This is a genomic window from Corynebacterium sp. HMSC070H05, from assembly GCF_001837615.1.
Taxonomy (GTDB): domain Bacteria; phylum Actinomycetota; class Actinomycetes; order Mycobacteriales; family Mycobacteriaceae; genus Corynebacterium; species Corynebacterium coyleae.
Window position 1 is genome coordinate 129,961 of record NZ_KV833273.1, and the last position, 23,696, is coordinate 153,656.

General features: G+C 60.4%; 24 protein-coding genes. 3 read left to right on the forward strand and 21 right to left on the reverse strand.

Annotated elements, in window-relative coordinates; all coding sequences use genetic code 11:
- Positions 1-7: 7 nt before the first annotated feature.
- From pgk to HMPREF2617_RS00740, 16 genes are all read right to left on the reverse strand, one after another.
- On the reverse strand, positions 8-1,219 hold the full coding sequence (gene pgk, locus HMPREF2617_RS00665; protein WP_371441279.1) for a phosphoglycerate kinase: 1,212 nt from the start codon (positions 1,217-1,219) through the stop codon (positions 8-10).
- Positions 1,220-1,312: 93 nt separating this feature from the next.
- Positions 1,313-2,323 (reverse strand): type I glyceraldehyde-3-phosphate dehydrogenase, encoded by a 1,011-nt coding sequence (gene gap / locus HMPREF2617_RS00670; protein WP_070451412.1) that lies wholly within the window; start codon positions 2,321-2,323, stop codon positions 1,313-1,315.
- A 260-nt stretch (positions 2,324-2,583) separates the two neighbouring features.
- Positions 2,584-3,573, reverse strand: a complete 990-nt coding sequence (whiA, locus tag HMPREF2617_RS00675) for a DNA-binding protein WhiA (protein WP_070839051.1) — start codon at positions 3,571-3,573, stop codon at positions 2,584-2,586.
- A 54-nt stretch (positions 3,574-3,627) separates the two neighbouring features.
- The gene (gene yvcK / locus HMPREF2617_RS00680) at positions 3,628-4,608 is read right to left on the reverse strand and encodes a gluconeogenesis factor YvcK family protein (RefSeq protein ID WP_070839053.1); all 981 of its coding nucleotides are present in this window, start codon (positions 4,606-4,608) and stop codon (positions 3,628-3,630) included.
- Positions 4,608-5,516: an RNase adapter RapZ gene (gene rapZ / locus HMPREF2617_RS00685; protein WP_070615004.1), complete on the reverse strand. Its 909-nt coding sequence runs from the start codon at positions 5,514-5,516 to the stop codon at positions 4,608-4,610. The genes yvcK and rapZ overlap by 1 nt, the downstream gene beginning before the upstream one ends.
- 89 nt (positions 5,517-5,605) lie before the next feature.
- Positions 5,606-7,666 (reverse strand): excinuclease ABC subunit UvrC, encoded by a 2,061-nt coding sequence (uvrC, locus tag HMPREF2617_RS00690; protein ID WP_070451404.1) that lies wholly within the window; start codon positions 7,664-7,666, stop codon positions 5,606-5,608.
- A 3-nt stretch (positions 7,667-7,669) separates the two neighbouring features.
- Positions 7,670-8,203: a PH domain-containing protein gene (locus HMPREF2617_RS00695; RefSeq protein ID WP_244268731.1), complete on the reverse strand. Its 534-nt coding sequence runs from the start codon at positions 8,201-8,203 to the stop codon at positions 7,670-7,672.
- A 72-nt stretch (positions 8,204-8,275) separates the two neighbouring features.
- Positions 8,276-8,761, reverse strand: coding sequence for a 6,7-dimethyl-8-ribityllumazine synthase (gene ribH, locus HMPREF2617_RS00700; RefSeq protein ID WP_070423117.1), 486 nt, complete (start codon positions 8,759-8,761; stop codon positions 8,276-8,278).
- 19 nt (positions 8,762-8,780) lie between these two features.
- Positions 8,781-10,085 carry a bifunctional 3,4-dihydroxy-2-butanone-4-phosphate synthase/GTP cyclohydrolase II gene (locus HMPREF2617_RS00705; protein WP_070839110.1) on the reverse strand — a complete coding sequence of 435 codons (1,305 nt, stop codon included), beginning with the start codon at positions 10,083-10,085 and terminating at the stop codon, positions 8,781-8,783.
- A gap of 11 nt (positions 10,086-10,096) precedes the next feature.
- The gene (locus HMPREF2617_RS00710; RefSeq protein WP_070614999.1) at positions 10,097-10,684 is read right to left on the reverse strand and encodes a riboflavin synthase; all 588 of its coding nucleotides are present in this window, start codon (positions 10,682-10,684) and stop codon (positions 10,097-10,099) included.
- Between the two features lie 3 nt (positions 10,685-10,687).
- Entirely contained in the window at positions 10,688-11,683 is a 996-nt protein-coding gene (gene ribD / locus HMPREF2617_RS00715) for a bifunctional diaminohydroxyphosphoribosylaminopyrimidine deaminase/5-amino-6-(5-phosphoribosylamino)uracil reductase RibD (protein WP_070614998.1), read from the reverse strand.
- Positions 11,680-12,342 carry a ribulose-phosphate 3-epimerase gene (gene rpe, locus HMPREF2617_RS00720; RefSeq protein ID WP_070423113.1) on the reverse strand — a complete coding sequence of 221 codons (663 nt, stop codon included), beginning with the start codon at positions 12,340-12,342 and terminating at the stop codon, positions 11,680-11,682. The genes ribD and rpe overlap by 4 nt, the downstream gene beginning before the upstream one ends.
- A gap of 9 nt (positions 12,343-12,351) precedes the next feature.
- The gene (locus tag HMPREF2617_RS00725) at positions 12,352-13,830 is read right to left on the reverse strand and encodes an RsmB/NOP family class I SAM-dependent RNA methyltransferase (protein ID WP_070839056.1); all 1,479 of its coding nucleotides are present in this window, start codon (positions 13,828-13,830) and stop codon (positions 12,352-12,354) included.
- Entirely contained in the window at positions 13,827-14,753 is a 927-nt protein-coding gene (gene fmt, locus HMPREF2617_RS00730; protein ID WP_070423111.1) for a methionyl-tRNA formyltransferase, read from the reverse strand. Before fmt ends, HMPREF2617_RS00725 begins: the two co-directional genes overlap by 4 nt.
- 2 nt (positions 14,754-14,755) lie before the next feature.
- Positions 14,756-15,256 carry a peptide deformylase gene (def, locus tag HMPREF2617_RS00735; protein WP_070423242.1) on the reverse strand — a complete coding sequence of 167 codons (501 nt, stop codon included), beginning with the start codon at positions 15,254-15,256 and terminating at the stop codon, positions 14,756-14,758.
- A gap of 39 nt (positions 15,257-15,295) precedes the next feature.
- Positions 15,296-17,305 carry a primosomal protein N' gene (locus HMPREF2617_RS00740; protein WP_070423110.1) on the reverse strand — a complete coding sequence of 670 codons (2,010 nt, stop codon included), beginning with the start codon at positions 17,303-17,305 and terminating at the stop codon, positions 15,296-15,298.
- A gap of 187 nt (positions 17,306-17,492) precedes the next feature.
- Here HMPREF2617_RS00740 and HMPREF2617_RS00745 point away from each other — a divergent pair, with 187 nt between their 5' ends.
- From HMPREF2617_RS00745 to HMPREF2617_RS00755, 3 genes are read left to right on the forward strand one after another with little or no spacing between them, the layout of a single operon-like run.
- Positions 17,493-18,422 (forward strand): polysaccharide deacetylase family protein, encoded by a 930-nt coding sequence (locus HMPREF2617_RS00745; RefSeq protein ID WP_070839058.1) that lies wholly within the window; start codon positions 17,493-17,495, stop codon positions 18,420-18,422.
- Positions 18,423-18,440: 18 nt separating this feature from the next.
- On the forward strand, positions 18,441-18,836 hold the full coding sequence (locus HMPREF2617_RS00750) for a hypothetical protein (protein ID WP_070839060.1): 396 nt from the start codon (positions 18,441-18,443) through the stop codon (positions 18,834-18,836).
- A gap of 3 nt (positions 18,837-18,839) precedes the next feature.
- The gene (locus HMPREF2617_RS00755) at positions 18,840-19,688 is read left to right on the forward strand and encodes a hypothetical protein (RefSeq protein ID WP_070423107.1); all 849 of its coding nucleotides are present in this window, start codon (positions 18,840-18,842) and stop codon (positions 19,686-19,688) included.
- Here the strand turns inward: HMPREF2617_RS00755 and metK are convergent.
- The 5 genes from metK to mihF all read right to left on the reverse strand — a co-directional run bounded on the left by metK (position 19,685) and on the right by mihF (position 23,519).
- Complete coding sequence (metK, locus tag HMPREF2617_RS00760) at positions 19,685-20,902, reverse strand: methionine adenosyltransferase (protein ID WP_070423106.1); 1,218 nt, start codon at positions 20,900-20,902, stop codon at positions 19,685-19,687. The genes HMPREF2617_RS00755 and metK overlap by 4 nt on opposite strands.
- Before the next feature lie 72 nt (positions 20,903-20,974).
- Entirely contained in the window at positions 20,975-22,204 is a 1,230-nt protein-coding gene (coaBC, locus tag HMPREF2617_RS00765; RefSeq protein WP_101733075.1) for a bifunctional phosphopantothenoylcysteine decarboxylase/phosphopantothenate--cysteine ligase CoaBC, read from the reverse strand.
- A 73-nt stretch (positions 22,205-22,277) separates the two neighbouring features.
- Entirely contained in the window at positions 22,278-22,592 is a 315-nt protein-coding gene (gene rpoZ, locus HMPREF2617_RS00770; protein WP_371325710.1) for a DNA-directed RNA polymerase subunit omega, read from the reverse strand.
- 13 nt (positions 22,593-22,605) lie between these two features.
- Positions 22,606-23,193, reverse strand: a complete 588-nt coding sequence (gene gmk / locus HMPREF2617_RS00775) for a guanylate kinase (protein ID WP_070423104.1) — start codon at positions 23,191-23,193, stop codon at positions 22,606-22,608.
- A gap of 2 nt (positions 23,194-23,195) precedes the next feature.
- On the reverse strand, positions 23,196-23,519 hold the full coding sequence (gene mihF / locus HMPREF2617_RS00780) for an integration host factor, actinobacterial type (protein ID WP_070423240.1): 324 nt from the start codon (positions 23,517-23,519) through the stop codon (positions 23,196-23,198).
- Positions 23,520-23,696: the final 177 nt, after the last annotated feature.

Sequence of the window (23,696 nt, forward strand, 5' to 3'; positions counted from 1 at the left end):
GACCTCCTTACTGCAGAACAGAAACGCCAGGCAGGTCCTTACCCTCAATCAATTCGAGGGAAGCGCCACCGCCGGTCGAAATGTGGGAGAAGCCCTCTTCGTCGAGGCCCAGAGTGCGCACGGATGCTGCCGAATCGCCGCCGCCTACAACTGTGAAGGAACCGTTGTCCTTCGTCGCTGCGATCATGGCCTCGGCTACCGCTTTGGTGCCATCTGCGAAGTTCGGGAACTCGAACACGCCCATCGGGCCGTTCCAGAACACCGTCTTGGAGCCCTTAATAGCCTCCGCATAGTTCTTTGCGGTCTCCGGACCGATGTCCAGGCCCATCCAGCCTTCCGGAATCTCGTCTAGTCCGACGACCTTCTTTTCAGTGTCCTTGTCAAAGTCTGCGCCAGCTGCGACGTCGACCGGCAGGAGCAGCTTGTCGCCGAAGCGTGCAATGAGCTCCTTGCAGGTATCAATCATGTCGTCCTGCAGCAGGGATTTCTGCACGTTGTGGCCTTGCGCTGCAAGGAAGGTGAAGCACATGCCACCACCGATGATGATCTTGTCGGCCTTTTCGGCCAACGCCTCGATCACGCCGAGCTTGTCTGAAACCTTCGATCCACCGAGCACCACAATGTACGGGTTTTCAGGCTTGTCCTTCACCGCGGACAGGATCTCGACTTCCTTGTCGACGAGAAAGCCCGCGTATGCCGGCAGATTCTTCGCAACGTCGTACACAGACGCCTGAGCACGGTGCACAACGCCGAAGCCATCAGAGACAAACGCACCATTGTCAGCGGCAAGGGCTGCAAGCTCGGCCGCAAACTCCGCGCGCTCCGCCTCGTCCTTTGAAGTCTCGCGCGGATCGAAACGGACGTTCTCCAGGAGCAGAATCTCGCCCTCGGTCAGGCCGTTGGCACGCTCGTGGGAGTCCTCGCCACTGACGTCGCCTGCCAGCGGGACAAACTGCCCGAGACGTTCCGACAGTGCCTCTGCAACCGGTGCGAGAGAAAACTTCGGGTTCACCTCGCCCTTCGGGCGGCCGAGGTGTGCCATAACGATGACCTTCGCGCCGCCGTCGAGAAGCGCCTTCAGCGTAGGCAGCGACGCGTCAATGCGACCGGCATCGGTGATGTTGCCGTTCTCGTCGAGCGGAACGTTGAAGTCGGAACGAACGAGGACGTGGCGGCCGTCGACGCCTTCGTCGAGAAGCTGCTGCAAGTTCTTAGTCAAGGGGTCTCTCCTTTTAGTTCGGTGAACGCATCCCATCGTATGAAAAACGGGTCCGCCGCGCTGGAAGCGCCACGGACCCGGGGGTGCCATAACTTAGAGCTTGTCCGCAACCAGCTTGGTCAGACGGATGTACTGGGCGGTGTAAGACCACTCGTTGTCGTACCACGAGATGATCTTGACTAGGTTGCCGTCGATGACGCGAGTCATGCCAGCGTCGAAGATAGCGCCGTGCGGGTCACCGATGATGTCGGAAGAGACGATCGGGTCCTCGGTGTACTTCAGCGCCTGGCCGAACTCGCTGTCCTCCACAGCCTTCTTCACTGCCGCATTGACCTCCTCGACAGTGACATCCTTGCCCAGGGTCACGGTGAGGTCGGTGGCGGAACCGGTGATGGTCGGCACACGCATTGCGAAGCCATCGAGCTTGCCCTCAAGGCTCGGGAGCACGAGCGCCACAGCCTTAGCTGCACCGGTGGTCGTCGGAACGATGTTCTGCGCTGCCGCGCGGGCGCGACGCAGGTCCTTGTGCGGAGCATCCTGGATGCGTTGGTCACCTGTGTAAGCGTGGATGGTGGTCATCAGGCCACGCTCGATACCGAACGCCTCGTCGAGGACCTTCGCAACCGGCGCGAGCGAGTTCGTGGTGCACGATGCCGCGGAGATGATGTTCTCCTTGCCCGTGTAGTCGGCGTGGTTCACGCCCCACACGTAGGTGCCGTCAACTTCCTTGCCCGGTGCGGAGATGATGACCTTCTTCGCGCCGGCATCGATGTGCGCCTGAGCCTCCGGCCCCTTGCGGAATACGCCGGTGCACTCCAGCACAATGTCAACATCCAGGTCACCCCAGGCGAGGTTTGCCGGGTCCTTCTCAGCGGAGACCTCAATACGGCGGCCATCGATAGAGATCGAGTGGTCGTCGTACTCGATGTCGTGCTTGAACTGGCCGTAGGCCGTGTCGTACTTCAGCAAGTGTGCGAGAGTCTCATTGTTCGTCAAGTCATTGATCTTGACGACTTCGAGCTCGCCCTTGTACTCGTCCTCGATGATGCGGAGCGCGGAACGTCCGATACGACCGAAACCGTTAATGCCAATGCGCGTAGTCACTGTATTTTCTCCTCGATGGTTGTAGAAAACCTCGTACGCAAGCCAGTGTATCTGCGCCTCTCACAGCCTGCAGGGCGCAAATTCGCCCCAAGGCCCCCTCCCCGCAACCAGGGGGAGCATTCCCCCGCCGTGCCGATTCTGAATGTGGTTTCCCACACCACGACACCTCAGCACCCCCACTCCCCCTGGGGAAAATACCGCCCGCTCAGGGCATCTCATGTACCCCAGAGGAAACTGTGATTCCGAACACGTTCTGGGCGTTAATCTGAATTCACAGGATTCGGAGCCGTTTCCACTCCGTGTGTGTCCGGGATCCCCATCTCGGCTGCTCGACGATCAGCGAGCGACAGCAGTCGTCGAATACGTCCTGCAACGGCGTCCTTGGTCATCTGCGGGTCAGCCAAACGACCAAGTTCCTCGAGTGAAGCATGGCGGTGTTCCACGCGGAGGTAGCCCGCTTCCGCAAGGTGCTCAGGAACATCGTCGCCAAGAATGTCCATCGCACGCTCCACCCGAGCTGCAGCAGCTGCTGCAGCCTGCGCCGAACGGCGAGTATTGGCGTCATCGAAGGTAGCCAAGCGGTTGTTTACCTTCGCTGTCACAGCCTTCGCCGCGCGCTTGCGGTCCCACTCCAGGCGGGTCAGTGGTGCCCCCATACGACTCAGCAGGATTCCGATGGTCTCGCCGTCGCGGATAGTCACTCGCTCCACACCTCGGGTTTCACGGGTCTTCGCGGTCACCGACAGACGACGGGCCAACCCAACGAGTGCGAGCGCAGCTTCCTGGCCCGGGCACGCCACTTCAAGGGTCGCGGTACGGCCAGGCTCCATCAGCTTTCCTCGTGCGAGAAACGCGCCACGCCAAGCTGCCTCAACGCCGGCCATTGATCCTGAAATCACCTGTCGCGGCATACCAACCACCGGGTGACCAGACGCTGTCACAAGCTTCAACCGGCGGATGACATCAGCCACGTCACGTTCCACCCGAACGACATACGTAGTGTCTTTACTGCCTTGGGCAGGGGGTACGGTCTCGATGGCAGGCTGGACTGAGCAGAGCTCTTGGATTGATTCCGCGAGCCTCACCGCGACCGGCTTCTCGCCGAATTCTGCGACGATCGCCAGACCGTTATCGGAAGGCTGGATCGAGCCGGCGAAACGAATAAGCGCGGTGGCTTCCGCCGCCCGAGCCTCGGTGGTACCACAAGATACGGCGAGTAGCTCTTCTTTCACCTTGCCCGTAAGCGCCAATGTTTCCGTCCTTTCATCGCCCCCTTCAACCCGGAGCAGTCTAGCTTGCTGCTCTTAGCTGCTCGTCGAGAGGTCCTTGAGCGCCGCGGCAAGCTTCAACGGATCATGAAGGTTACGCTTCACACCATCGTCGCCTTCGACACGTAAGGAGCGGTATTCGACGTCCGCGCCGAGCCGTTCCGCCGCACGGCGGACGTTTTCACGTTCGCCTTGCGTAGTCACCATGTCGCTGTCCGCCAGGAAGCAATCAACCCGCAGGTTGGGGGCGTGTTGCGCAAAGACATGAATATGACGCTCGGTGGTAAAACCATGGGTCTCCCCTGCTTCTGGGGAGAGGTTGAGTACCACAACCACCTTCGCTTCGGTCTCGTTCAACGCATCGCGCACTTGAGGCACCAACAGGTGCGGGATCACAGAGGAAAACCACGAACCAGGCCCAATGGTGACCAGATCCGCGTCCATGATCGCCTGGATGGCGTCCCGGCTCGCTGGCGGTTCGGACGGAGTCAGCCGCACACGGCGCACAGTGCCCGGTGTCGTCGCAACGGCGACTTGGCCGTGTACAGAGCGCAGCACCCGTGGGTCGTCGTCAAGCCCTGCAACATCAGCTTCAATGTCGAGGGGTTGTGGGCTCACTGGAATGACTCGTCCCTGGGAGCCGGTCCATTTGCCAACCTGGTCCAGCGCCGCTTGTGTGTCACCAAGGCGCTCCGCAAGTCCGGCGATGATCAAGTTTCCCAAAGCGTGTCCAGCCATTGCGCCATGCCCACCGAAGCGGTGCTGGAGCGTGTCGCGCCACATTGCGCCGTCCCCGCTGTCGTCGGTAAGCGCTGCCAGCGCCATGCGGAGATCTCCCGGAGGAACAATCTCCATCTCGCGACGCAGGCGGCCCGACGAGCCGCCGTCATCGGCAACTGTCACCACAGCGTTAATACGAGCTGCGCCGGCAACGCGCGCGGCCGTGAGCGTCTGGTAGAGCCCATGCCCTCCTCCGAGGCATGTGTACGTCATCGCCGCGGGATCAGTCGCGCGCATTAGTGCTTCTCCAAATCACGGTGGATGACATTGACATCAACTTGGCCCTGCTGTCGCAGTCGCTTCCCGATCGCTTCTGCGACCGCAACCGAGCGGTGGTGCCCACCTGTGCAGCCAACGCCCACAGTGATGAAGTCCTTACCTTCGTGGCGGTAGCCCTTCAACGTGCTCGACAACAGATCAACGAAATGGTCCACGTATTCCTTCGCACCATCCTGCGACAGGACATAGTCTGCTACAGGTGCGTCGATACCGCGGAAGTCGCGCAGCTCCTCAACCCAGTATGGGTTGGGTAGGAATCGCACATCAATGATCAGATCAGCGTCACGTGGCGAACCATGCTTGAATCCGAAAGACTCAATAGTGACGTGTTGACGCTCCACCGGCAGCTCGCCGACCGATGCCTCAACAGCGCGGCGTAGGTCGTGCACAGACAAATTGGACGTGTCGATGATGACATCTGCGGCCGAACGGATGCCTTCCATTTCCTCGCGTTCGCGATCGATGCCGTCCTGCAAGGTACCATCGCCCTGCAGCGGGTGCGTGCGCCGCACGGAGTCGAATCGGCGGATCAGCACATCGTCACGCGCCTCAAGAAACAGCACGAACGGTGAGTAACCACGTCGACGGAGCCCCTCAAGGGTGTCGGCCAATGAACCGTTGAACCGGTCTGCGCGCACGTCCGACACGACCGCCAGCCGTTCCACTGGGGAATCGTCCGCTGCTGCAAGGTCCACAAGCTCCAGAATTAACTGGGGTGGCAGATTCTGAGAAACGAAGAAACCTTTGTCCTCGAATACTTTCGCTGCGGTGGACAATCCGCCACCGGACAAACCGGTGATGATCACCGGACGCCAACTGGCGGAACGCAAATCGTGTGGCAATGCTTGAGCAGAAGCTGTGGACATGGCGCTCATCCTAACGAAGCGCAGCGAGCCGCGTCGCGGTTCCGCAAAAGCTGCCGCAAAAGCTGCCGCAAAGCCAGCCTCACAACCAGCTACGTATGAAGGTGCTCGTAGATCGTCGCGGCGAGTTTCGGACCGACGCCTTTAACCTCCTGGATCTCCTCGATAGAAGCCTCTTTGATCTTCTTCACCGAGCCAAAGTGCTTCACCAAATCGGTTCTCCGCGCGGGGCCTAGTCCCGGAACTGCGTCGAGGGCGGACGCTCGCATGCGCTTCGAGCGTTGCTGGCGGTGGTAGGTGATGGCGAACCGGTGGGCCTCATCACGCACCTGCTGGAGCAGATACATGCCTTCGGAGTTTCGCGGCAGGATCACCGGCTCGTCGTCGTCCGGCACCCACACTTCCTCGAGGCGTTTGGCCAATCCGATGAGTTGTACATCGACGATGCCGAGGTCGTCGAACACAGCCTGTGCGGCATTAACCTGGGGTTTGCCACCGTCGACGATGAACAACTGAGGAGGGTAAGCGAAGCGTTTCGCACCGGTCGATTCGTCGGCCTCGTCCTCGAAGGTCTGCGCCTCAGCGACCTCATCAGGGTTGGCGAGTTTGTCCTCGTTGTAGCGCTTGAAGCGCCGGCGTGTGACCTCGGCGATGGACCCGACGTCGTCGGATCGACCATCGCCGGCTGCCTCCTTGATGCGGTATCGACGGTAGTCGTTCTTTTTGGGCAAACCGTCCTCGAACACCACGAGGGAGGCTACAACGTCGGTGCCTTGGATGTGGGAAATATCGGTGCATTCAATACGCAGCGGCGCTTCGTCCATCCCGAGCGCGTCCTGGATATCTTGCAGGGCCTGCGATCGTGCGGTCAGGTCACCGACCCGCTTCAACTTGTGCTGGTGGAGCGCTTCGGCGGCGTTTTTGTGCACTGTTTCCATCAGTGCGCGCTTGTCCCCACGCTGCGGCACGCGAAGGTCCACAGGCCCGCCACGTAGTTCTTCGAGCAGTTGGGTCACTTCCGGCAGTTCCGCGGGCAGCGTCTCGACGAGAATCTCACGCGGCACCGGCATCGGTGCCGCCGCCTGTGCACGTGACTCCTGATCTACGCCTCGGCGACGAACCTTCTGCGCTTCGATCTTGCGGTCCTCTTCACGCTCTTGCTTCACTCGCTCGACCGCATCCGAGTAGTACTGGACCAAGAAGTTCTGCATCAACGTTGGCAACGTTGGGTCGGTCTGGCCTTCCTCCAGACGTTCTGCTGCTCCGGGCTCATCGCCCGTTTTTTCGACAACCCAGCCCCGCTGTGCACGGATGCGTCCATCACGGACGTTGAAAATCTGCACCGCCGCTTCAAGCTCGTCGGTGTCAAAGGCGATGATGTCCGCGTCGGTGTCCTGGCTGAGGACGACCGTCTGGCGCTCCATTACCTTTTCGACGGCACCGAGGTCGTCGCGAAGCCGCGCCGCTTTTTCAAACTCGAGGTTTTCCGCGGCCTCCTCCATCTGTGCGGTGATGCCACGGACAAGCTTCTCGGAGCGACCTGCCATGAAGCCAAGGAAGCCTTGGACGATCTCGTCGTACTCGGCTTCGTCGACACGACCGACGCAGGGTGCCGCACACTTGTCGATGTACCCAAGCAAGCAAGGGCGTCCAAGGGATTCGTGACGGTTAAACACACCGTTGGAACACGTCCGAATCGGGAACACGCGCGTGAGCAGATCGAGGGTCTCGCGCACCGCCCACGCGTGCGAGTACGGGCCGAAATAGCGCACGCCCTTACGTTTGGGGCCACGGTAGAAGAACGCGCGCGGGTAGCGTTCGCGCACGCTGACGGCAAGCATTGGGTACGTCTTGTCGTCGCGGTACATGACGTTAAACCATGGGTCGAAGCGCTTGATCCATGTGTATTCGAGCTGGAGCGCCTCTACCTCGGATGCGACAACGGTCCATTCGACTGACGCGCCGGTGTAGACCATCTGCCGGGTCCGCGGGTGCAGAGTCTCCGGTGGCTGAAAGTAGTTGCTCAGGCGCGCACGAAGATTTTTGGCTTTGCCAACGTAGATGACACGCCCGTCGCGGTCCCGGAACTTATACACGCCCGGATCGGTTGGGATCGTTCCGGGCGCTGGGCGGTAAGACTGGGGGTCAGCCAAGGGTTAATCCTTAGGCATGTATTTGGCTTCGAGCTTGCGGAATTGCTCGACAGCCTGAATCGCGCGCTCTTTATCGCCTGATTGGATCGCCCACAGGGTGACGTACTCGAATTCCGGAAGTTCGAGTCGCGCCATGCGGGAGCCCTTGGGAAAGCTCAAACCGTAAATGACGGTCCAGGGGTAGAAACGGGTGCCGATGATGTTGGCCACCTGGACACCGTCTTCGTTCGCACGCACCCGAGGGCGAGTCAGTGCGATCCAGGACAGGACGGAAATAATCAGGCCAACGCCAACGAACGCGAACTTATCCACGCTGGTAATCGCGATGCCCGAGAACTGCGCGTCCACGGCCCACGCCATGAAGAAATGCACGGCCATGACAAGGATGATCCAGCCGATCGCCACGGTTCGCAGGTACCTCGACGAAATCTCAAGCTCCCACGGCTTCGTCGAGGTGTTGGCGTGCGGATCAAGCGCAGTCAGGTAAGCAGCTTCCTGCTCGTTCGTTATGTGTGTGCCTGCTGGTTGATCAGTCACTTCCGCACTCCTTGTCAACTTGAAAACGCTCTTGCTTCTCGACGACTCCGTGCCGCGCTCGCTCCGGCTACTTTAACCCTTTAGCGGCAAAGCGCGAACTTTCTGCAGTTCAACTAAGGCTCCAGCGGCCGCACGCATCGCTTCAGCGCCTTTGTCTTCTTTCGCGTCTTCCCCACCGGCACGCTCGTAAGCCTGGTCTTCTTCTTCAACCGTGAGCACGCCGTTGCCTACCGGCGTTTCCTCATCCAATGCAATACGGGTGAGGCCAGCGGTGACAGAGTCGCAAACGTAATCAAAGTGGGCAGTTTCGCCACGGATGACGCAGCCGAGGGCCACTACCGCGTCGTAGCGCTTTGCGCATGCCTGCACCACAACTGGCAACTCCAACGCGCCTGCTACCGCATATTCATCGACTTTAACGCCCAGTTCTCGGGCCTCATCTCGTGCGCCAGCGCGCAGCATCTCGACGATCTTTTCATTCCAGCGGGTGTAAACGACGGCGACGGTAAGCCCCTCCGCTTGCAGGGAATAGTCCTCGGGTGCTCCAGTAGCTGCCACTGGTGGGTCTCCTTGATACCTAGTTGGTGTGGTGTTGTGGGTGTTGTGTGTTGTGTTCTTCAGCCCAACCGAGAATGCCGGGCAGGTCGTGTCCCATCCTGTCGCGCTTCGTCCGCAAATAGGCGATGTTGTCGTGGTTAGGAACCACTTCGATCCTACTGCGGTGAGCAACCTTGGGGATCAGACCGGCAAAGGCATCGACTTTTTGGGGATTGTTGGTCATCAGATCGACCGAACCGATACCCAGGTCTGCAAGGATGTCGCTTGCTGCGGAATAGTCGCGTGCGTCGACTGGCAGGCCTTGTTCAAGGTTTGCATCAACGGTGTCGAGCCCGTCGTCCTGTAAACGGTAGGCGCGCAGCTTGGCGAGTAACCCGATTCCGCGTCCCTCATGTCCACGCAAGTAGACGATGACGCCGCGGCCTTCCTGTTGAACGCGGCGCATTGATTCCTGAAGCTGCGGACCACAGTCACAACGCCGGGAGCTAAACACATCGCCGGTGAGACATTCCGAATGCACGCGGACGAGAACGTCCTCGGCGTCGCGCAGTGCATCAAGTTCCCCCGCGATCAGCGCAACATGCTCGGTCTCAGTCAACGTATCCAGGTAGCCAACCGCAGTGAATTCACCGAACTCCGTTGGTAAACGAGTAGCAGTGCTGCGTTCGACAAATCGTTCATGCTGGCGACGGTACGCAGCGAGCTGCTCGATCGAAATCATCGGAAGCCCGTGCGTATTCGCGAACCTGCGGAGCTCGTCGAATCGAGCCATGTCTGCAGGGTCATCTTCAGAAACGATCTCGCACAGTGCGCCGACGGGGGCCTTACCCGCAAGCGTTGCAAGGTCTACCGCTGCCTCCGTGTGTCCGTCCCGGACAAGCACTCCCCCGTCACGCGCCCGCAGGGGCACAACGTGTCCGGGCCTCGTAAACGACTCTGGGGTCGCGGAATCGTCGGCAAGCAATGCGATCGTCGTGGCGCGCGAACGTGCGGAAATACCGGTGGTGCCGGTTGCTGCATCAACGGTCACGGCGTAGGCAGTCCCGTGCAGGTCCTGGTTTTGCGCAACCATCGGGGGCAGATCTAGGGCAGTAGCCCGCTCGTCCGACATGGACACGCAAATGTAGCCAGAGGTGTACCTCACCATAAACGCCACCAACTCCGGCGTGGCGTCTTGTGCAGCGAAGATGAGATCGCCCTCGTTTTCGCGATCCTCACTGTCCACGACGACGACTGCTTTGCCCTCGCGGATGGCGGCAATCGCCTCCTCCACAGTGTCCAATTCGGTGGTGTGATTACCGGCGCTACCGGCGGATGCTGTCATACCGTTCAACCCTAGCCCTGCACCATTTTCTCAACGTACTTGGCCACGATATCCACCTCAAGGTTCACCGGATCACCGACCGTAAGGTCACCAGCAGTGGTATCGCGCAGCGTGGTGGGGATCAGCGACACCTCGAAAAAATCGTCTCCAACCGCGGAAACCGTCAGCGACGTTCCGTTGACCGTAATGGATCCTTTCTCCACCACATACCGACCAAGATTCGCGGGCAGAGTGAAGCGCACTACCTCCCAGTGCTGCGAAGGCGTGCGAGAGACAACCTCGGCGACACCATCGACGTGGCCCTGCACGATATGTCCGCCCATGCGCTGACCAGCAGCCAACGCGCGCTCTAGGTTGACCTTGCTCCCCTCGCTATAGGTGCCGAGACGCGAGCGATCCAGCGTTTCGCGCATCACGTCAGCGGTGAATACGCCAGCAACGTTGTCAACCACCGTCAGACACACGCCGTCGACCGCGATGGAGTCTCCCGGTGATGCATCCTCGGTGACCTTCGACGCACGTACCGCGATCCGAACGGCATCCTCGAGCTGTTCAAGCGTGTCAACGACACCAATCTCCTCAACGAGTCCCGTAAACACAGTTCAGTCCTTCTCCATTTCTATAAGCACATCGTTGCCGATCCGGCGCACATCAGTGGTGCGGAAACGTTTAGCGTCACCAATCGTTCCCGCGATTTCGCAGTCGAGCACTCCCCGTCCGGCCCCCAGCAGTGCAGGGGCAATGTAGGCCTGCACCGCGTCGACCAGGTCGAGTTCCAGGAAACTCGCCGCCAATGTTGCCCCGCCTTCTACAAGCACATCTCTCGCGCCGCTATCCCACAGCGCTGTCAGCGCGGCCTGTGGAGTGTCGTATTGCTCAAACCCGAGCTCGGTCAGGTTGCCGCTGGGAACAGCCCGCTTACCGACGACCACACGTCGCGGCTGGTGCTCATACAGAGCGCCATCGCTGTGGCGGGCGGTCAACGATGGGTTGTCAGCAAGCGCGGTCCCCGTGCCAATGACAATCGCGTCACGTTTCGTGCGATCTGCGTGCACAGCGGCGCGGGCTTCGTCGCAAGTGATCCACTTGCTCGTCTTATCGGCCGCTGCCGTAAACCCGTCCAGCGTCGACGCAAACTTCAGCGTCACACTCGGGCGGTTGTTGCGCACCGAGCGAAGCCAGGGCTGCAGTGCCTCCACACGGGTGTGAAGTAGGGCCACATCCAATCCATGTGTTCGCAGCCAATCCGCGCCGCCGGATGCAGGCTCAAACGGATCAGCGGTCAGATACACCACCCTCGCAATTCCGGCATCCACCAACGCTTGGGTGCACGGACCTGTCCTGCCAGTGTGGTTGCACGGTTCCAAAGTGACAACGGCTGTCGCGCCCTTCGTCCGTGGTCCCGCTTCACGCAGGGCGTTGACCTCAGCATGGGGCCCGCCCGCGGGAGAGGTCCCGCCAGTCGCGATAACTTCCCCGGATGCGGTCACGATTGCGCAGCCCACCGGCGGGTTCGGCGAGGTCGTCCCGCGCACTGCGTCACCCGCCGCTATGGCCGCAGAAACCGCGTTGGCTAACGCGGGATTATCACGTGTCACGCCTGCGCAGCCTCAGTTGCCAACTCGCGGAGGCGCTCTACCGCCTGGGCTGGGTCATCAGCGCCGAATACGGCGGAACCAGCAACGAATGCGTCCACACCGGCCGCTGCCGCTTGTGCGATAGTGCTGTTGGCAATGCCACCGTCGATACCAATGATTGTGTCCAGGCCCGCTTCCGCAATGCGATCGCGAAGCGTCATCACCTTGCCCAGGACCTCGGGCATGAACTTCTGGCCGCCAAATCCTGGCTCGACACTCATGACCATGACCTGATCAAAATGCTCGAGGTCATCGAGGTACGGCTCGATTGCGGTCCCTGGCTTGATGGCGAAGCCGGACTGTACACCGAGTTCGCGGCACTGCTTCGCAGCAGCTACATGGTCGTCGGTCGCTTCGACATGGAACACGAGGCGGTCGCCGCCGGCCTTGACGTAGGTTTCAAACCACCGCTCCGGCTCCTCGATCATCAAATGCATATCCAGGAATTGGTCCGTCACGCCGTCAACCGCCTTGGTCACGTCGGGACCAAAGGACAAGTTGGGCACAAAGTGGCCGTCCATGATGTCAACGTGGATCAGGTCTGCGTTGGGGACCTTGCGGACGTCGTCGCCAAGCGCTGCATAATTAGCGGCAAGAATTGATGGTGCGATGTAAATCATGAGGTGTCCTTAAACTTCGGTGGTCGGCTCGGGTCCGAGTTTTCGCAGTACAGCGAAAAACATAGCGTCTGTTCCGTGTCGGTGCGGCCACATCTGGACGCTTGGCAAGTCGCCAACGTCATCCATGCCCGCTGCGTACTGGCTCGCATCGAGCTCCTCGACCTTGCCATCAGCGAGGATCGTGTCGACGATTCCCCTGGTTTCGCGCACATCGGGTGAGCACGTGGAGTAGACGACAATACCGCCGGGCTTAACTAGCTCGATTGCAGCCGAGAGCAATTCGCGCTGAAGCACGTTGAGTTCCGCGATGTCTTCCTCACGCTTGGTCCAACGCGCCTCTGGGCGGCGGCGAAGCGCTCCGAGACCGGAACAGGGTGCGTCGACGAGAGCACGGTCGTAGCCCGGCTCAAGGCCAGAACGACGACCATCGGCAGTATGGACGCGCACAGGAAGATCACGCACGGTTTTCCGAATGAGTTCAGCACGGTGCGGACTCACTTCGACGGCATCAACTACTGCGCCATCGATAGCAGCCAACGCCCCCATAAGCGCCGCCTTACCTCCCGGCCCAGCGCACAAGTCGAGCCATCGGCCTTGGTCGTCTTCGACCGGCACGTCCACTACCGCACGCGCAATCACCTGCGAGCCCTCGTCCTGGACTGCGGCGAGCCCCTCGCGTACCGGCTGCAACTGTCCTGGATCACCTTCAGGGAGGTAGACGGCGTACGGTGAGTAGCGCCCCTCTTCTCCGCCAGTGACCAGCGCTAACTCCTCCGCACTCATCTCGCCTGGTCGAGCAACAAGATGTACGACCGGGCGGGCTGAATCAGCCTCAAGCGCAGCCTCAAGCTCGTCGTCTCTCGAGCCCAGTGCAGCACGGATCGATTCCGCGATCCACACCGGGTGCGCATGGCGGAACGCCACCGCAGCAAGCGGGTCCTCCGGTTCAAGCTTGCGGAGCCACTCCTCCGCTGGAGTCCGCGTAATCGAGCGCAACACGCCGTTGACAAAGCCCTTGGCCTTGAATTGACCGGCCGCTTCAACCAAACGTACGGAGGTGTCGACGGCCGCATGGTCCTCCACTCGCGTGTACAGCAACTGGTAGGTGCCGAGCCGCAACGAAGTCAGCACTTCAACAGCCATTCGGTCCAGGCCGCGGGATGCGTTGTCTGCAATCACAGCGTCAAGAACACCAAGGCTGCGCAGCGTGCCGTAAGTCAGCTCGGTTGCAAACGCAGCGTCACGACCGGTGATCTTTCGCTCACGCAAGACCGTCGGCAGGGTGAGGTTTGCAAACGCCGCGTCGCGCTCGACGCGTACCAACACCTCAAATGCCGCCTCGCGCGCCGGGTCACCGATGCGTGCGGTTGCGTTCACAGGTGCTGCTTCTTTGCGACGCCTCGGCGCCTGCCGCGTGTTTGCTCGCCCGTTTCGCTTCGGCTGGTGTTCACGGCGCCCTGCTGCGCGTGACCGGAATCCACCACTCATTCGAACGTCATCCCTTCCGCCCGGACATCGTTGGCCAAGCCTCGAGCCCAATCAGCTGCGTTCATCATTTTCTTGCCGGGTGCCTGAATCGTGCTGAGCACGACGTCACGAGTACCGGTTCCCACTCGCACCTCGTTCTTGCCAAATGCAACCTGGCCCGGGGCGAGCTCGGTTGAATCGACAGACGTTACTGGCCCGAGCTTGAATCGCTCCTCGCCTCGCATAGTCCATGCACCAGGCGCTGGAGTATGCGCACGAATTGCCCGATCGATGACCGTGGAATCGGCGGCCCAGTCAACGCGCGCATCTGCAGTGAGAATCTTTGGCGCATAGGTTCCCTCTTCAGGCTGTGCTTTCGGCGTCAGTGTGCCGGATTCAAGACCATCCATGGTGCGAACGAGCAGGTCTGCGCCGGAGTACGCCAAACGCTCGAGAAGAACACCGGCGGTGTCGTCGTCGGAAATTGTGTCTGTGAGCGTGTCCAAAATGTCGCCGGTGTCCAACCCTTCGTTGATCCGGAACGTCGTCGCACCGGTGGAGGCATCGCCCTCGCGGATCGCGGCCTGTACCGGCGCAGCACCGCGCCACTGCGGCAGCAGCGAGAAGTGCAAGTTCACCCAACCGTGCGTCGGAATATCGAGCATGCCAGCAGGAATCAGGTTGCCGTACGCAACGACCGGGATCGCGTCTGGGGCGATGTCGCGCAGTCGGGCCGCGGTGTCGTCGTCAAGTTTCTCGGGTGTGAGCACCTCAATGCCATGCTCGAGTGCAACTGCCTTCACCGGCGACGGATGCAACGTGCGCCCCCTGCCTTTGCGTGCATCGGGTCGCGTCAGCACGGCCACTACCTCATGTTCCGATGCCAGCAGCCGCTCCAGTGCCACTGCCGCCGGCTCAGGGGTGCCTGCAAATACAAGTCTCACGGTTAGTTCTCCTTATTCCACTCCGCCGCGGCAATCGCATCGAGTGCCGCTTTGCGGTCAGCTGGCGACATTCGGGCCGTAAACATCACGCCGTCGAGATGGTCTGCTTCGTGCTGAATGCAGCGTGCGAGCAATCCGCTGCCGCGTAGTGTCAGCGGGCGCCCACACATGTCGGCGCCATGGGCAACCACGGTGTTGTGCCGCTCAACAGTCCCGCGAACATCAGGCACCGAAAGACATCCCTCCACACCAATTTGGGTATCTTCGCCCAACGGCGTCCACACCGGGTTCACGATGTGTCCCCGAAGGCCCTGACAATCGAACACAAACACTCGCTGTGCGACACCGACCTGGTTTGCCGCTAGGCCAACACCCCCAGCCGCATCCATCGTCTCAAGCATGTCACCCACGAGCCTGTGCAGGCGTTCGTCGAACACATCCACCTCCTCCGCTGCCGTGTTGAGCACCGGATCCCCGAATAGACGAATGTCGCGTATGGCCATGAACGCCAAGTGTACTGACCTGGACAAGCGAAATTTCGCTTACCCGATATCCACCGGATTGACCTGGATACGCAGTGGCAGCTCCTGCTTCGACGTCGTCCACGCGACTGCCCCTGCCCGCAGCGCCTTGCCCAGCGCAGACCGCCCAGTTAACGGCGCGCGCACCAGCATGCGCTGCGCCGGACCGTACTCACGCTGATCCCACTCGCCGGGCAAACGCACACCCGGGGGCAAATCCACAGGCCCCAGGATCTCCGCGTAGTCCGGCAGGTCGGTGCGCTCAAAGAACGGCTCCAGCGCGTCTCGGGGCGCGTCAACCACGGCAACGTGGACCGCCGGCGGAAATCTCGCCTCGCGGCGCAAAGCCAGCTCTGCAGCTGCAAATCCCGGCGCGTCCCAGCGAATGAGATGCTGCACGACCGGCATGCTCGGCTCCGCTACCACTACGACTTCTCCGCCATCGGCATGCGGTTGGACAAGCGTGGCAGCAGCCATCCATTTCGACAGCGTGTCCTCCACTGCCCTTAAGTCAGGGCGTTGCACGAGCGCCCACGCGTCAAGCAGCACAGCAGCACCGTATCCGCCTGGTACTCGAGGCTCCGCACCTGGCGTGGCGACGACAATCGCAGGCCCCGCGTCAATCGTGCGCGAAATACGATCGCCCCCGGACGTTTTGACCCTATATTTCGCAAACGCACGGCCAAGCTCTTCTGCGGTGCGTTCGGTGCCCAGTACGACAGCCCGCACACGCCGGGAACCGCATGCCGGACACACATGTGCAGGGTCCATTCGGCCACACCACCGGCATGTCGGTGCCGCTGCTTCACCACCGGACGGCAACCCCAGCGGTCCGTTGCACCAACGGCAACGCGACGGTGTACGACACTGCCCACACGCAAGAGATTGGATATAGCCGGTGCGTGGCACCTGGAACAACACGGGTGTGCCCCGCTCGAGGGCTTTCGTCGCGGCTGCAAATGCTGACGAAGGCAGACGCGCCTGTTTAGCCCTCGGGTCCCGTTCAAGCTCAAAGTCAGAATCGCCCGCGGCGTGAATGTAAGGCGAACGTGTACGAAGCGTTTGGCGGGGTGCGACCAGTTCGTGCATCCAGCCAGATTCCACCAACAGTTGCGCCTCTGCTGTGCGTGAGAATCCACCGATGACCAAACATGCGCGCTCAAGGCTCGAGCGCGTCGTGAGCACCTCCCTGGCGTGAACGTAGGGCGCGCGAGGATCCACGAGGTTGTCATCGCCGTCGAACATGACGACCATCAACCGCAAGTTCTGGACCGGCGCGAACGCGGCGGAGCGGGTCCCTACCACGATGCGCCCTTGGCCGTGCAGAACGGACAGGTAGCGGGAATACCGTGCTTGGGGTCCCTGGGAGGCGGTCAAAGTCGTCACTTGTTTTGCCGCAACGAGCTCGCGTAGCGCTTCCTCGCAACGGTCAACAGCATCTTGGTCCGGAACCACGATGAGCGCGCCACCGCCGTCCTTTGCCACCTTGACAGCGAGTGCGGCAAGCGCGGCAGGCCAATCCTCGCCCGGCACCAACTGCCACGCGGCACGAGCCAGCTTTCCCTCTACTACGGCATCGACGAAGGACTCACCGTGTGTGTACGTCGTCCATGCGGAAAGGTCCGGCTCGGCGACCTCCCCGAGCTCCACCCATGGTGTGGAGGTATCCGTTTCTTCCGCTTTCGCATGTCGTGCGGGTATTGCAGAGCGATAAATGTCGGATCGGATGCCTGCGTACCGGTCCGCGAGTGCGTCGATAAGCATGCGCGTGTGCTCCGGGGCCACGACCTCGGGTGAGATAACGCGTTCGATGAAGCGCAGTGAGCCTTCATGGCTTGTCGACGACACCCGCTCCAGCACGATCGCATCCACGAGCCTGCCTGCAAACCGAACCCGCACGCGGACGCCTGGCTGTGCGGCTTCTGCATCCTGCTCGTCGACAAGATAATCGAAGGCCCGATCAAGGTGCGCGAGCCCCAACATAGGCAGCACGCGGGCCACAGGCAGGTTGGCAGCTCGCGTGTTCGACATGGTGCAGCATTCTAAACCACGCCACGACACGACACTCCGGACCTAAGGCTCAGCTGTGCGAAACAGTGCGGTAGTAATAGATGCATCACAAATCAATCACGCCGATGAGGGACCCGCTTCCGCCATGAAACGTCTGCTTCCCGCAGTCTTATCCGTCTGTATATCCGCCGCAGTTGCCGCAGGAGCCATGACTGCTCCCCAAGCACATGCGGTTGACGTCACAAATCTTTCGCTAGGAAGCAAGCAGACACAACAGCTTTTTGCAGGCTCCTCCCTTGGCCCGATACTTAGTCCAGGTAACGGCTCGCCGATCGACAACGTATCCGCCTACATCCACGGCTCGTCGCAAGGCGCACAGCAAGCCGTACAGGACAACTGGCGCAAGGCATACAACCAACTCCCCCAACAAGTTCGAGATAGCGTGCCACCTCACCTGCGCCCTGCACCGCAGGAAGAAGAGACTGTGCCGGTAACCGTGGTCCCGGCAGCGGAGCCAACGTTGTCTCCTAACGCGGCCAACTGCAGCAATTGCGTAGCAATTACGTACGACGACGGACCGGTTCCCGGTACGGACCGCCTGCTCGACATCTTCAAGCGCAAGAATGCGCATGCGACGTTCTTCGTCGTCGGTAACAACGTCAATGCAAACCCGAAGATCCTGCGCCGCATCCGCGCCGAGGGCCACACGATTGGCAACCACTCGTATTCACACCCGGACCTGGCGCGCCAATCCGACGCGACGATCGGGTCACAGCTCAGCGACACGAGTGCTGCCATTGAGAAGCAATCGGGAGTGAAGGTGCACTGGGTGCGCCCGCCCTATGGTTCCTACGACGGCCGTGTAATCAATGCTTCCAAGGCCCGTGGCCTATCGCTGGCAATTTGGGACGTTGACACGATGGATTGGAGCCACCGTGACACCGCACGCACCTGCTCCATAGCGGTCAATCAGGCGCAAGCTGGATCGATTGTGCTCATGCACGACATCCACGAGCCGACCATCAACGCAGCGGAATGCATCATCGATGGTCTGCGCGCCAAGGGGCTGCGTCCGGTAAGCCTCGACGAAATGGTCAAGGACCCAGTTCCAGGTCGTGTGTACACCCACGCGAATTAGCCGTTAGACTTCGTCGCCATGACTGATCCAGGCGAGCATACAGACGAGCAATCGGAAGACACTGCAGACCGCGAAGGTTGGCTCAAGGCACTTCCCTATGCCGTTTTTGCACTGTATGTGATCGCACCTGCACTCCTCATTCCCGTCGCTGGCACGCCATGGCTCCTCGTTGGTTTCATCTTTGCTGTCGCTGCTATCGCGGGGCTTGTCGACGGCTACTGCTTCCGTCCCTCTTGGACATTGCCACTATCCGCCGCTGGCGGTTTCTGGGTGGCGAAGATCCTTTACTTCAATGACGGCACCTTCATCTATGCACTCGGCGTGGCTGTCGTGTCGGCACTTTGCGCATGGCTGATGTCTTTGCTGCGCAAGCAGCCGGCCCCGGTGTCGTCGACAAGCAGTGCGCAGGTGTAGCCGATGGAAACCTGGAGCCTCAACCACCCGAAGTATGGGCTTATCGAACTGCGTGTGGGATTCGACCGCGACTTCGCGGCAGAGGACCCTGAGTGGCCCGGAGATGAGACTGACAAGGAAGGCACCCTGGCCACAGACAAACACACGCTGCCCGAACGCGTCGAACTCTGGGCAAAGAATCCGAGTGAGCGCATGGAAGTGCGTGTCGACGGCACCGTGCAGCACCGCTACAACGACGTGAACAGCGGGCGACTCCCCCTTTTTGGAAACGGCGGGGCAAAACTCGAGACTCCAATGGGGATCGGCGTTGACCGCCAAAAGCCTCACCTTAAACTGCGTGCAAGTGGCTTCGACGAACTGCTCAGTGTCGAGTTTCGGGAGGGCGACACCATCGTCGAGTTCGACCCTCCAGAAGGCTCACGCGGTGCGAAACGGCGTCGGACAATGGAATCGAGTTCGCTCAAGCGCACACTCATCCCTATGGCCGAAGGCTTGGGCAAAGGTGGCTGGGCGCTGGCGGTGATTGTCCTCGGTCCGATCGTAAGCCGAATCATCGACCGACTTCTGCGCTACCTTCCGGACTGGGAACTCCCCGACATCACCTTGCCGCACATGGATCTTCCGGTCCCGCACCTTCCCCAAATGGATCTTCCGCTCCCCCAGATCAACTGGCCTGAATTAGACCTCCCAGACTTGCCCGAGTGGGTTCTTGTCGCGCTCGAATACTCCAAGATCTGGCTGCCAATCCTCATTGGCGTGGTTGTCGGAATCGTGGCCTTGCGCAACCACAAGAAGTCTGAACAGCAAAAAGCCGCCTGGGACAAACCCCAAGCGGCTTCGAAGGAAACTTAAACGCCTGCGGCTGCGCGCAAGTCGTCCACCTTGTCGGTGTGCTCCCAAGGCACATCGATGTCTGTGCGACCAAAGTGGCCGTAGGCAGCGGTTTGGCTGTAGATCGGGCGCTTCAAATCCAAATCACGGATGATCGCATCCGGTCGCAGATCGAAGACCTTCTCCACTGCCTGCTGGATCGACTCGTTGGTCTGCCCCTCAGCGGCGGTACCGAACGTCTCCACGTACAGGCCAACCGGGGTTGCACGACCAATTGCGTACGCAACCTGAACCTCAACACGGTCTGCGAGGCCCGCAGCGACAATGTTCTTCGCCACCCAACGTGTCGCATACGCGCCGGAGCGGTCCACCTTTGAGGGATCCTTGCCAGAGAACGCGCCACCGCCATGGCGTGCCATACCGCCGTAGGTATCCACAATGATCTTGCGTCCGGTCAGGCCTGCGTCCGCCATCGGACCACCGGAGATAAACGAGCCAGACGGATTGATCAGGACCTTGGTGTCCTCGCGGTAGAACTTCTCCAGACCGGCATCTTCCATGACCCAAGCGATAACGTGCTCTCGCAGCGCCTTCTCAAGTGCCTCACCAGTGAAGTGTGGGTCGTGCTGCGTGGAGATCACGATCGTGTCGATAAACGCCGGGGTATCACCGTCGTACGCAAACGTGACCTGAGTCTTGCCGTCTGGGCGAAGGCCGTCGACGATGCCCTCGTGGCGCACTTGGGACAGTCGGCGTGAAAGGCGGTGCGCAGTCGCAATCGGCAACGGCATGTACTCAGGGGTCTCGTTGGAGGCGTACCCAAACATTAGCCCCTGGTCACCCGCACCAGACTGGTCAGTCTCTTCAGTGGAGGCCTGTTCGCGCACCTCCTGGGAGGTGGTCACGCCATCCGCAATCTCCTGCGACTGATCACCGATTGCGATGTTGACGCCACAGCTGTTGCCGTCGAAACCAACCTCGGAAGAGGTGAACCCGATTTCCACCAATTTGTCGCGCACGATCTTCGCAATATTGGAATACGCAGACGTGCGCACCTCTCCAACAACGTGAACCTGTCCAGTGGTAACGAGCGTTTCCACTGCAACGCGGGACTGTGGGTCCTGCGCGAGCATGTCGTCCAAAATCGCGTCCGAGATCGCATCGCAGATTTTGTCTGGGTGCCCTTCAGTGACGGACTCACTGGTGAACAGTCGGTAGTAAGTGTCGAGTGACAACGGATCTTTCCTTTACGTGGCCTTGAGGCTGATTCTCCAACACACTAGACCAAGCGGTCTAAGTACGCAAAGCTAAGCGCGAAGCTTTTCAATCGCATTCCAGATCCGAGCAGCTACCTCGTGTTTCGTTCCGTCCTCAATTTCCAGTTCTTCGCCAGACGCACTCAACAACCAACCGCGATTAGTTGACTGGCCAAACACATTGCCACCAGCAACCGAGTTCAGCATGAGCAAATCCGCGCCCTTACGCTTGAGTTTCGCGCGACCATTCTCAAGTTCGTTGTCCGTCTCAGCTGCAAACCCGACGATCGTGGCATGAGTCTCGCCGGCATCTCGCTTTTCGACGAGACCTTTAAGGATGTCCGGGTTCTCGGTCAAGCGAACAACGGAGAGCGCGTCATCACTCGTGCCCTTCTTCAGTTTCGTCGTAGCTTCCGATTCTGGACGGTAATCGGCCACGGCGGCCGCCATCACGATGATGTCTGCGTCTGCGGCACGCTCATCCATCGCGTCTTTCATCTCACGTGTGGATTGCACACGCACCACCTCCGCCCCTGAGGGCACAGATAGTTCCGCGGTTGCTCCAGCCACGATCGTGACCTGTGCTCCCCGCTGCGCTGCGATGTCCCCGAGCGCAAACCCCTGCTTGCCAGAGGATCGGTTACCAATGAAACGCACAGGATCAATATTTTCTTGCGTTCCTCCCGCGCTAATAAGTACGCGGGTTCCTGCGAGCGTCTGCTTCATTGGACCGGTTGCCAACACCGTACGGGCTAGCTGCGCAATCGCCTCAGGGTCCGGCAAACGACCCGGACCCGTGTCCTTTCCCGTCAGGCGCCCATGCGCCGGCTCAAGAACCGTAATCCCACGCGAACGAAGCACCTCTACATTGTGTTGCGTAGCTGGGTTATTCCACATTTCGGTGTGCATTGCAGGCGCAAGCACGACGGGGCATGTGGCCACAAGAATGGTTGCAGCCAACAGGTCATCTGCTCGGCCTGCTGCGACACGGGCCATGAGATCAGCGGTTGCAGGTGCGACAACGATGAGATCGGCCTCTTGACCGAGACGGACGTGCTGGACTTCGTCGACACGTTTGAATACCCCAGTATCAACAGGGTTTCCGCTCAGCGCCTCAAATGTTGCCGCACCCACAAACGACAACGCGCTTTCCGTAGGGATAACGCGCACATTATCGCCATGCTCTTTAAAGTCGCGGACCAAGTGGCATGCCTTATACGCAGCAATTCCGCCGGAGACACCGATCACAACGTTCTTGGGGGCAGACGTGGCTTCGCTCATGTGGGCCAAGCATACAAAAACGCCGTTGTGCGAGCCCCAATGGCTCGCACAACGGCGTCATTAGCAGAAGCGTTTACTGGCCTTCCTCGTGCTCGAGGAGACCTGCCTCGATCTCACGCAGCGCGATCGACAGCGGCTTCTCACCAGGCTCTGGCGTTACCAGCGGGCCGATGAACTCGAAAACACCATCTTCGGAGTTCTGGTAGAAGCTGTTGATCTGACGTGCACGCTTGGCTGCAAAGATCACCAGAGCGTACTTCGACGAGACCTTCGTCAGCAGTTCATCGATCGGGGGCGCGGTAATGCCGTCCGGGGTGTCGTAGACACGTTCCTGCTGAGTCTCCTCAACAGCGGTGTCCTGCGACAGGTCATTGGTTGATTCAGTCACTAAAACCCACTCGCTAATTGTTGTCGGATGTTGCGCCTAGAAGGATGCGCGCAATGTGTGCAACGGCATCGTCGACATCGTCATTCACAACAACGGTGTCGAACTCCCCTTGCGCATCGAGCTCCTCGCGCGCGGTGGTGAGCCTGCGCTCAATCACAGCTTCCGTCTCGGTCCCACGACCCGTGAGACGTTCAACGAGGACTTCCCACGACGGGGGTGCAAGGAACACTGTACGCGCTTCAGGCATGAGCTGCTTGATGTTGCGAGCACCTGCGAGGTCCACCTCTACGAGTACCGGGCGCCCGTCTGCAAGAGCTTCACGGACCGGACCCGCAGGCGTGCCCGAGCGCTGAAGGCCTCCGTGAATGTCAGCCCATTCCAGCATCTCACCAGCATCGATGCGCTGTTGAAAATCATTCGAGGAGACGAAGTAGTAATCCCTGCCGTCGACTTCGCCCGGGCGTGGAGCCCGAGTTGTCATCGAGACAGAAAAGTAGAGGTCCGGCACCTCGCCGCGCAGGCGGCTAACCACCGTTGACTTACCTACGGCAGACGGTCCGGCCAAAACGACCAGCTGCCCGCGGGGCGCCACCTCAGCCATGTTTAGTTCTCTTCGAAGCCGAAGCGCTCGAGCAGAGCACGACGCTGACGCTCACCCAGGCCACGCAGGCGACGGGTCTGAGCGATCTCCAGCTCCTCCATGATCTCGCGAGCCTTGACCTTGCCAACCTTCGGCATGGCCTCGAGCAAAGCGGAAACCTTGGTCTTGCCGATGATCTCGTCGGTGTCAGCCTTCTCCAGCACGTCCTTGAGCGTGGTCTCGCCGCGCTTCAGGGAGGCCTTCAGCTCAGCGCGCTTCTTGCGAGCCTCAGCCGCCTTCTCGAGGGCTGCCTTGCGCTGTTCATCGGTCAACTGTGGAAGTGCCACGGGTTCCTCCATGTAGGTAGTTCATTCAATATGTTCAGGCCGACTCGTGCCGGCGCGGGGCCTCCTCCACACTCTGCGTTTCAGAAGGCGCACCGCATCCGACACAGTCTAACACTGCATCTGGTTGGCACCGGGAAAATGGAGCGCATTCTTGCTGCATTTCTCCATGTCACCGTT

Excerpts from the sequence above, each read along its gene's own strand:
- rpe (WP_070423113.1), bottom strand. The coding sequence starts at position 12,342 with ATGATTTACATCGCACCATCAATTCTTGCCGCTAATTATGCAGCGCTT.
- HMPREF2617_RS00755 (WP_070423107.1), top strand. The coding sequence starts at position 18,840 with ATGGAAACCTGGAGCCTCAACCACCCGAAGTATGGGCTTATCGAACTG.
- yvcK (WP_070839053.1), bottom strand. The coding sequence starts at position 4,608 with ATGCGCGCGACTGATCCCGCGGCGATGACGTACACATGCCTCGGAGGA.
- coaBC (WP_101733075.1), bottom strand. The coding sequence starts at position 22,204 with ATGAGCGAAGCCACGTCTGCCCCCAAGAACGTTGTGATCGGTGTCTCC.
- gmk (WP_070423104.1), bottom strand. The coding sequence starts at position 23,193 with ATGGCTGAGGTGGCGCCCCGCGGGCAGCTGGTCGTTTTGGCCGGACCG.
- HMPREF2617_RS00745 (WP_070839058.1), top strand. The coding sequence starts at position 17,493 with ATGACTGCTCCCCAAGCACATGCGGTTGACGTCACAAATCTTTCGCTA.
- HMPREF2617_RS00740 (WP_070423110.1), bottom strand. The coding sequence starts at position 17,305 with ATGTCGAACACGCGAGCTGCCAACCTGCCTGTGGCCCGCGTGCTGCCT.
- HMPREF2617_RS00725 (WP_070839056.1), bottom strand. The coding sequence starts at position 13,830 with ATGAGTGGTGGATTCCGGTCACGCGCAGCAGGGCGCCGTGAACACCAG.
- rapZ (WP_070615004.1), bottom strand. The coding sequence starts at position 5,516 with ATGTCCACAGCTTCTGCTCAAGCATTGCCACACGATTTGCGTTCCGCC.
- HMPREF2617_RS00750 (WP_070839060.1), top strand. The coding sequence starts at position 18,441 with ATGACTGATCCAGGCGAGCATACAGACGAGCAATCGGAAGACACTGCA.
- def (WP_070423242.1), bottom strand. The coding sequence starts at position 15,256 with ATGGCCATACGCGACATTCGTCTATTCGGGGATCCGGTGCTCAACACG.
- HMPREF2617_RS00705 (WP_070839110.1), bottom strand. The coding sequence starts at position 10,085 with ATGACAGCATCCGCCGGTAGCGCCGGTAATCACACCACCGAATTGGAC.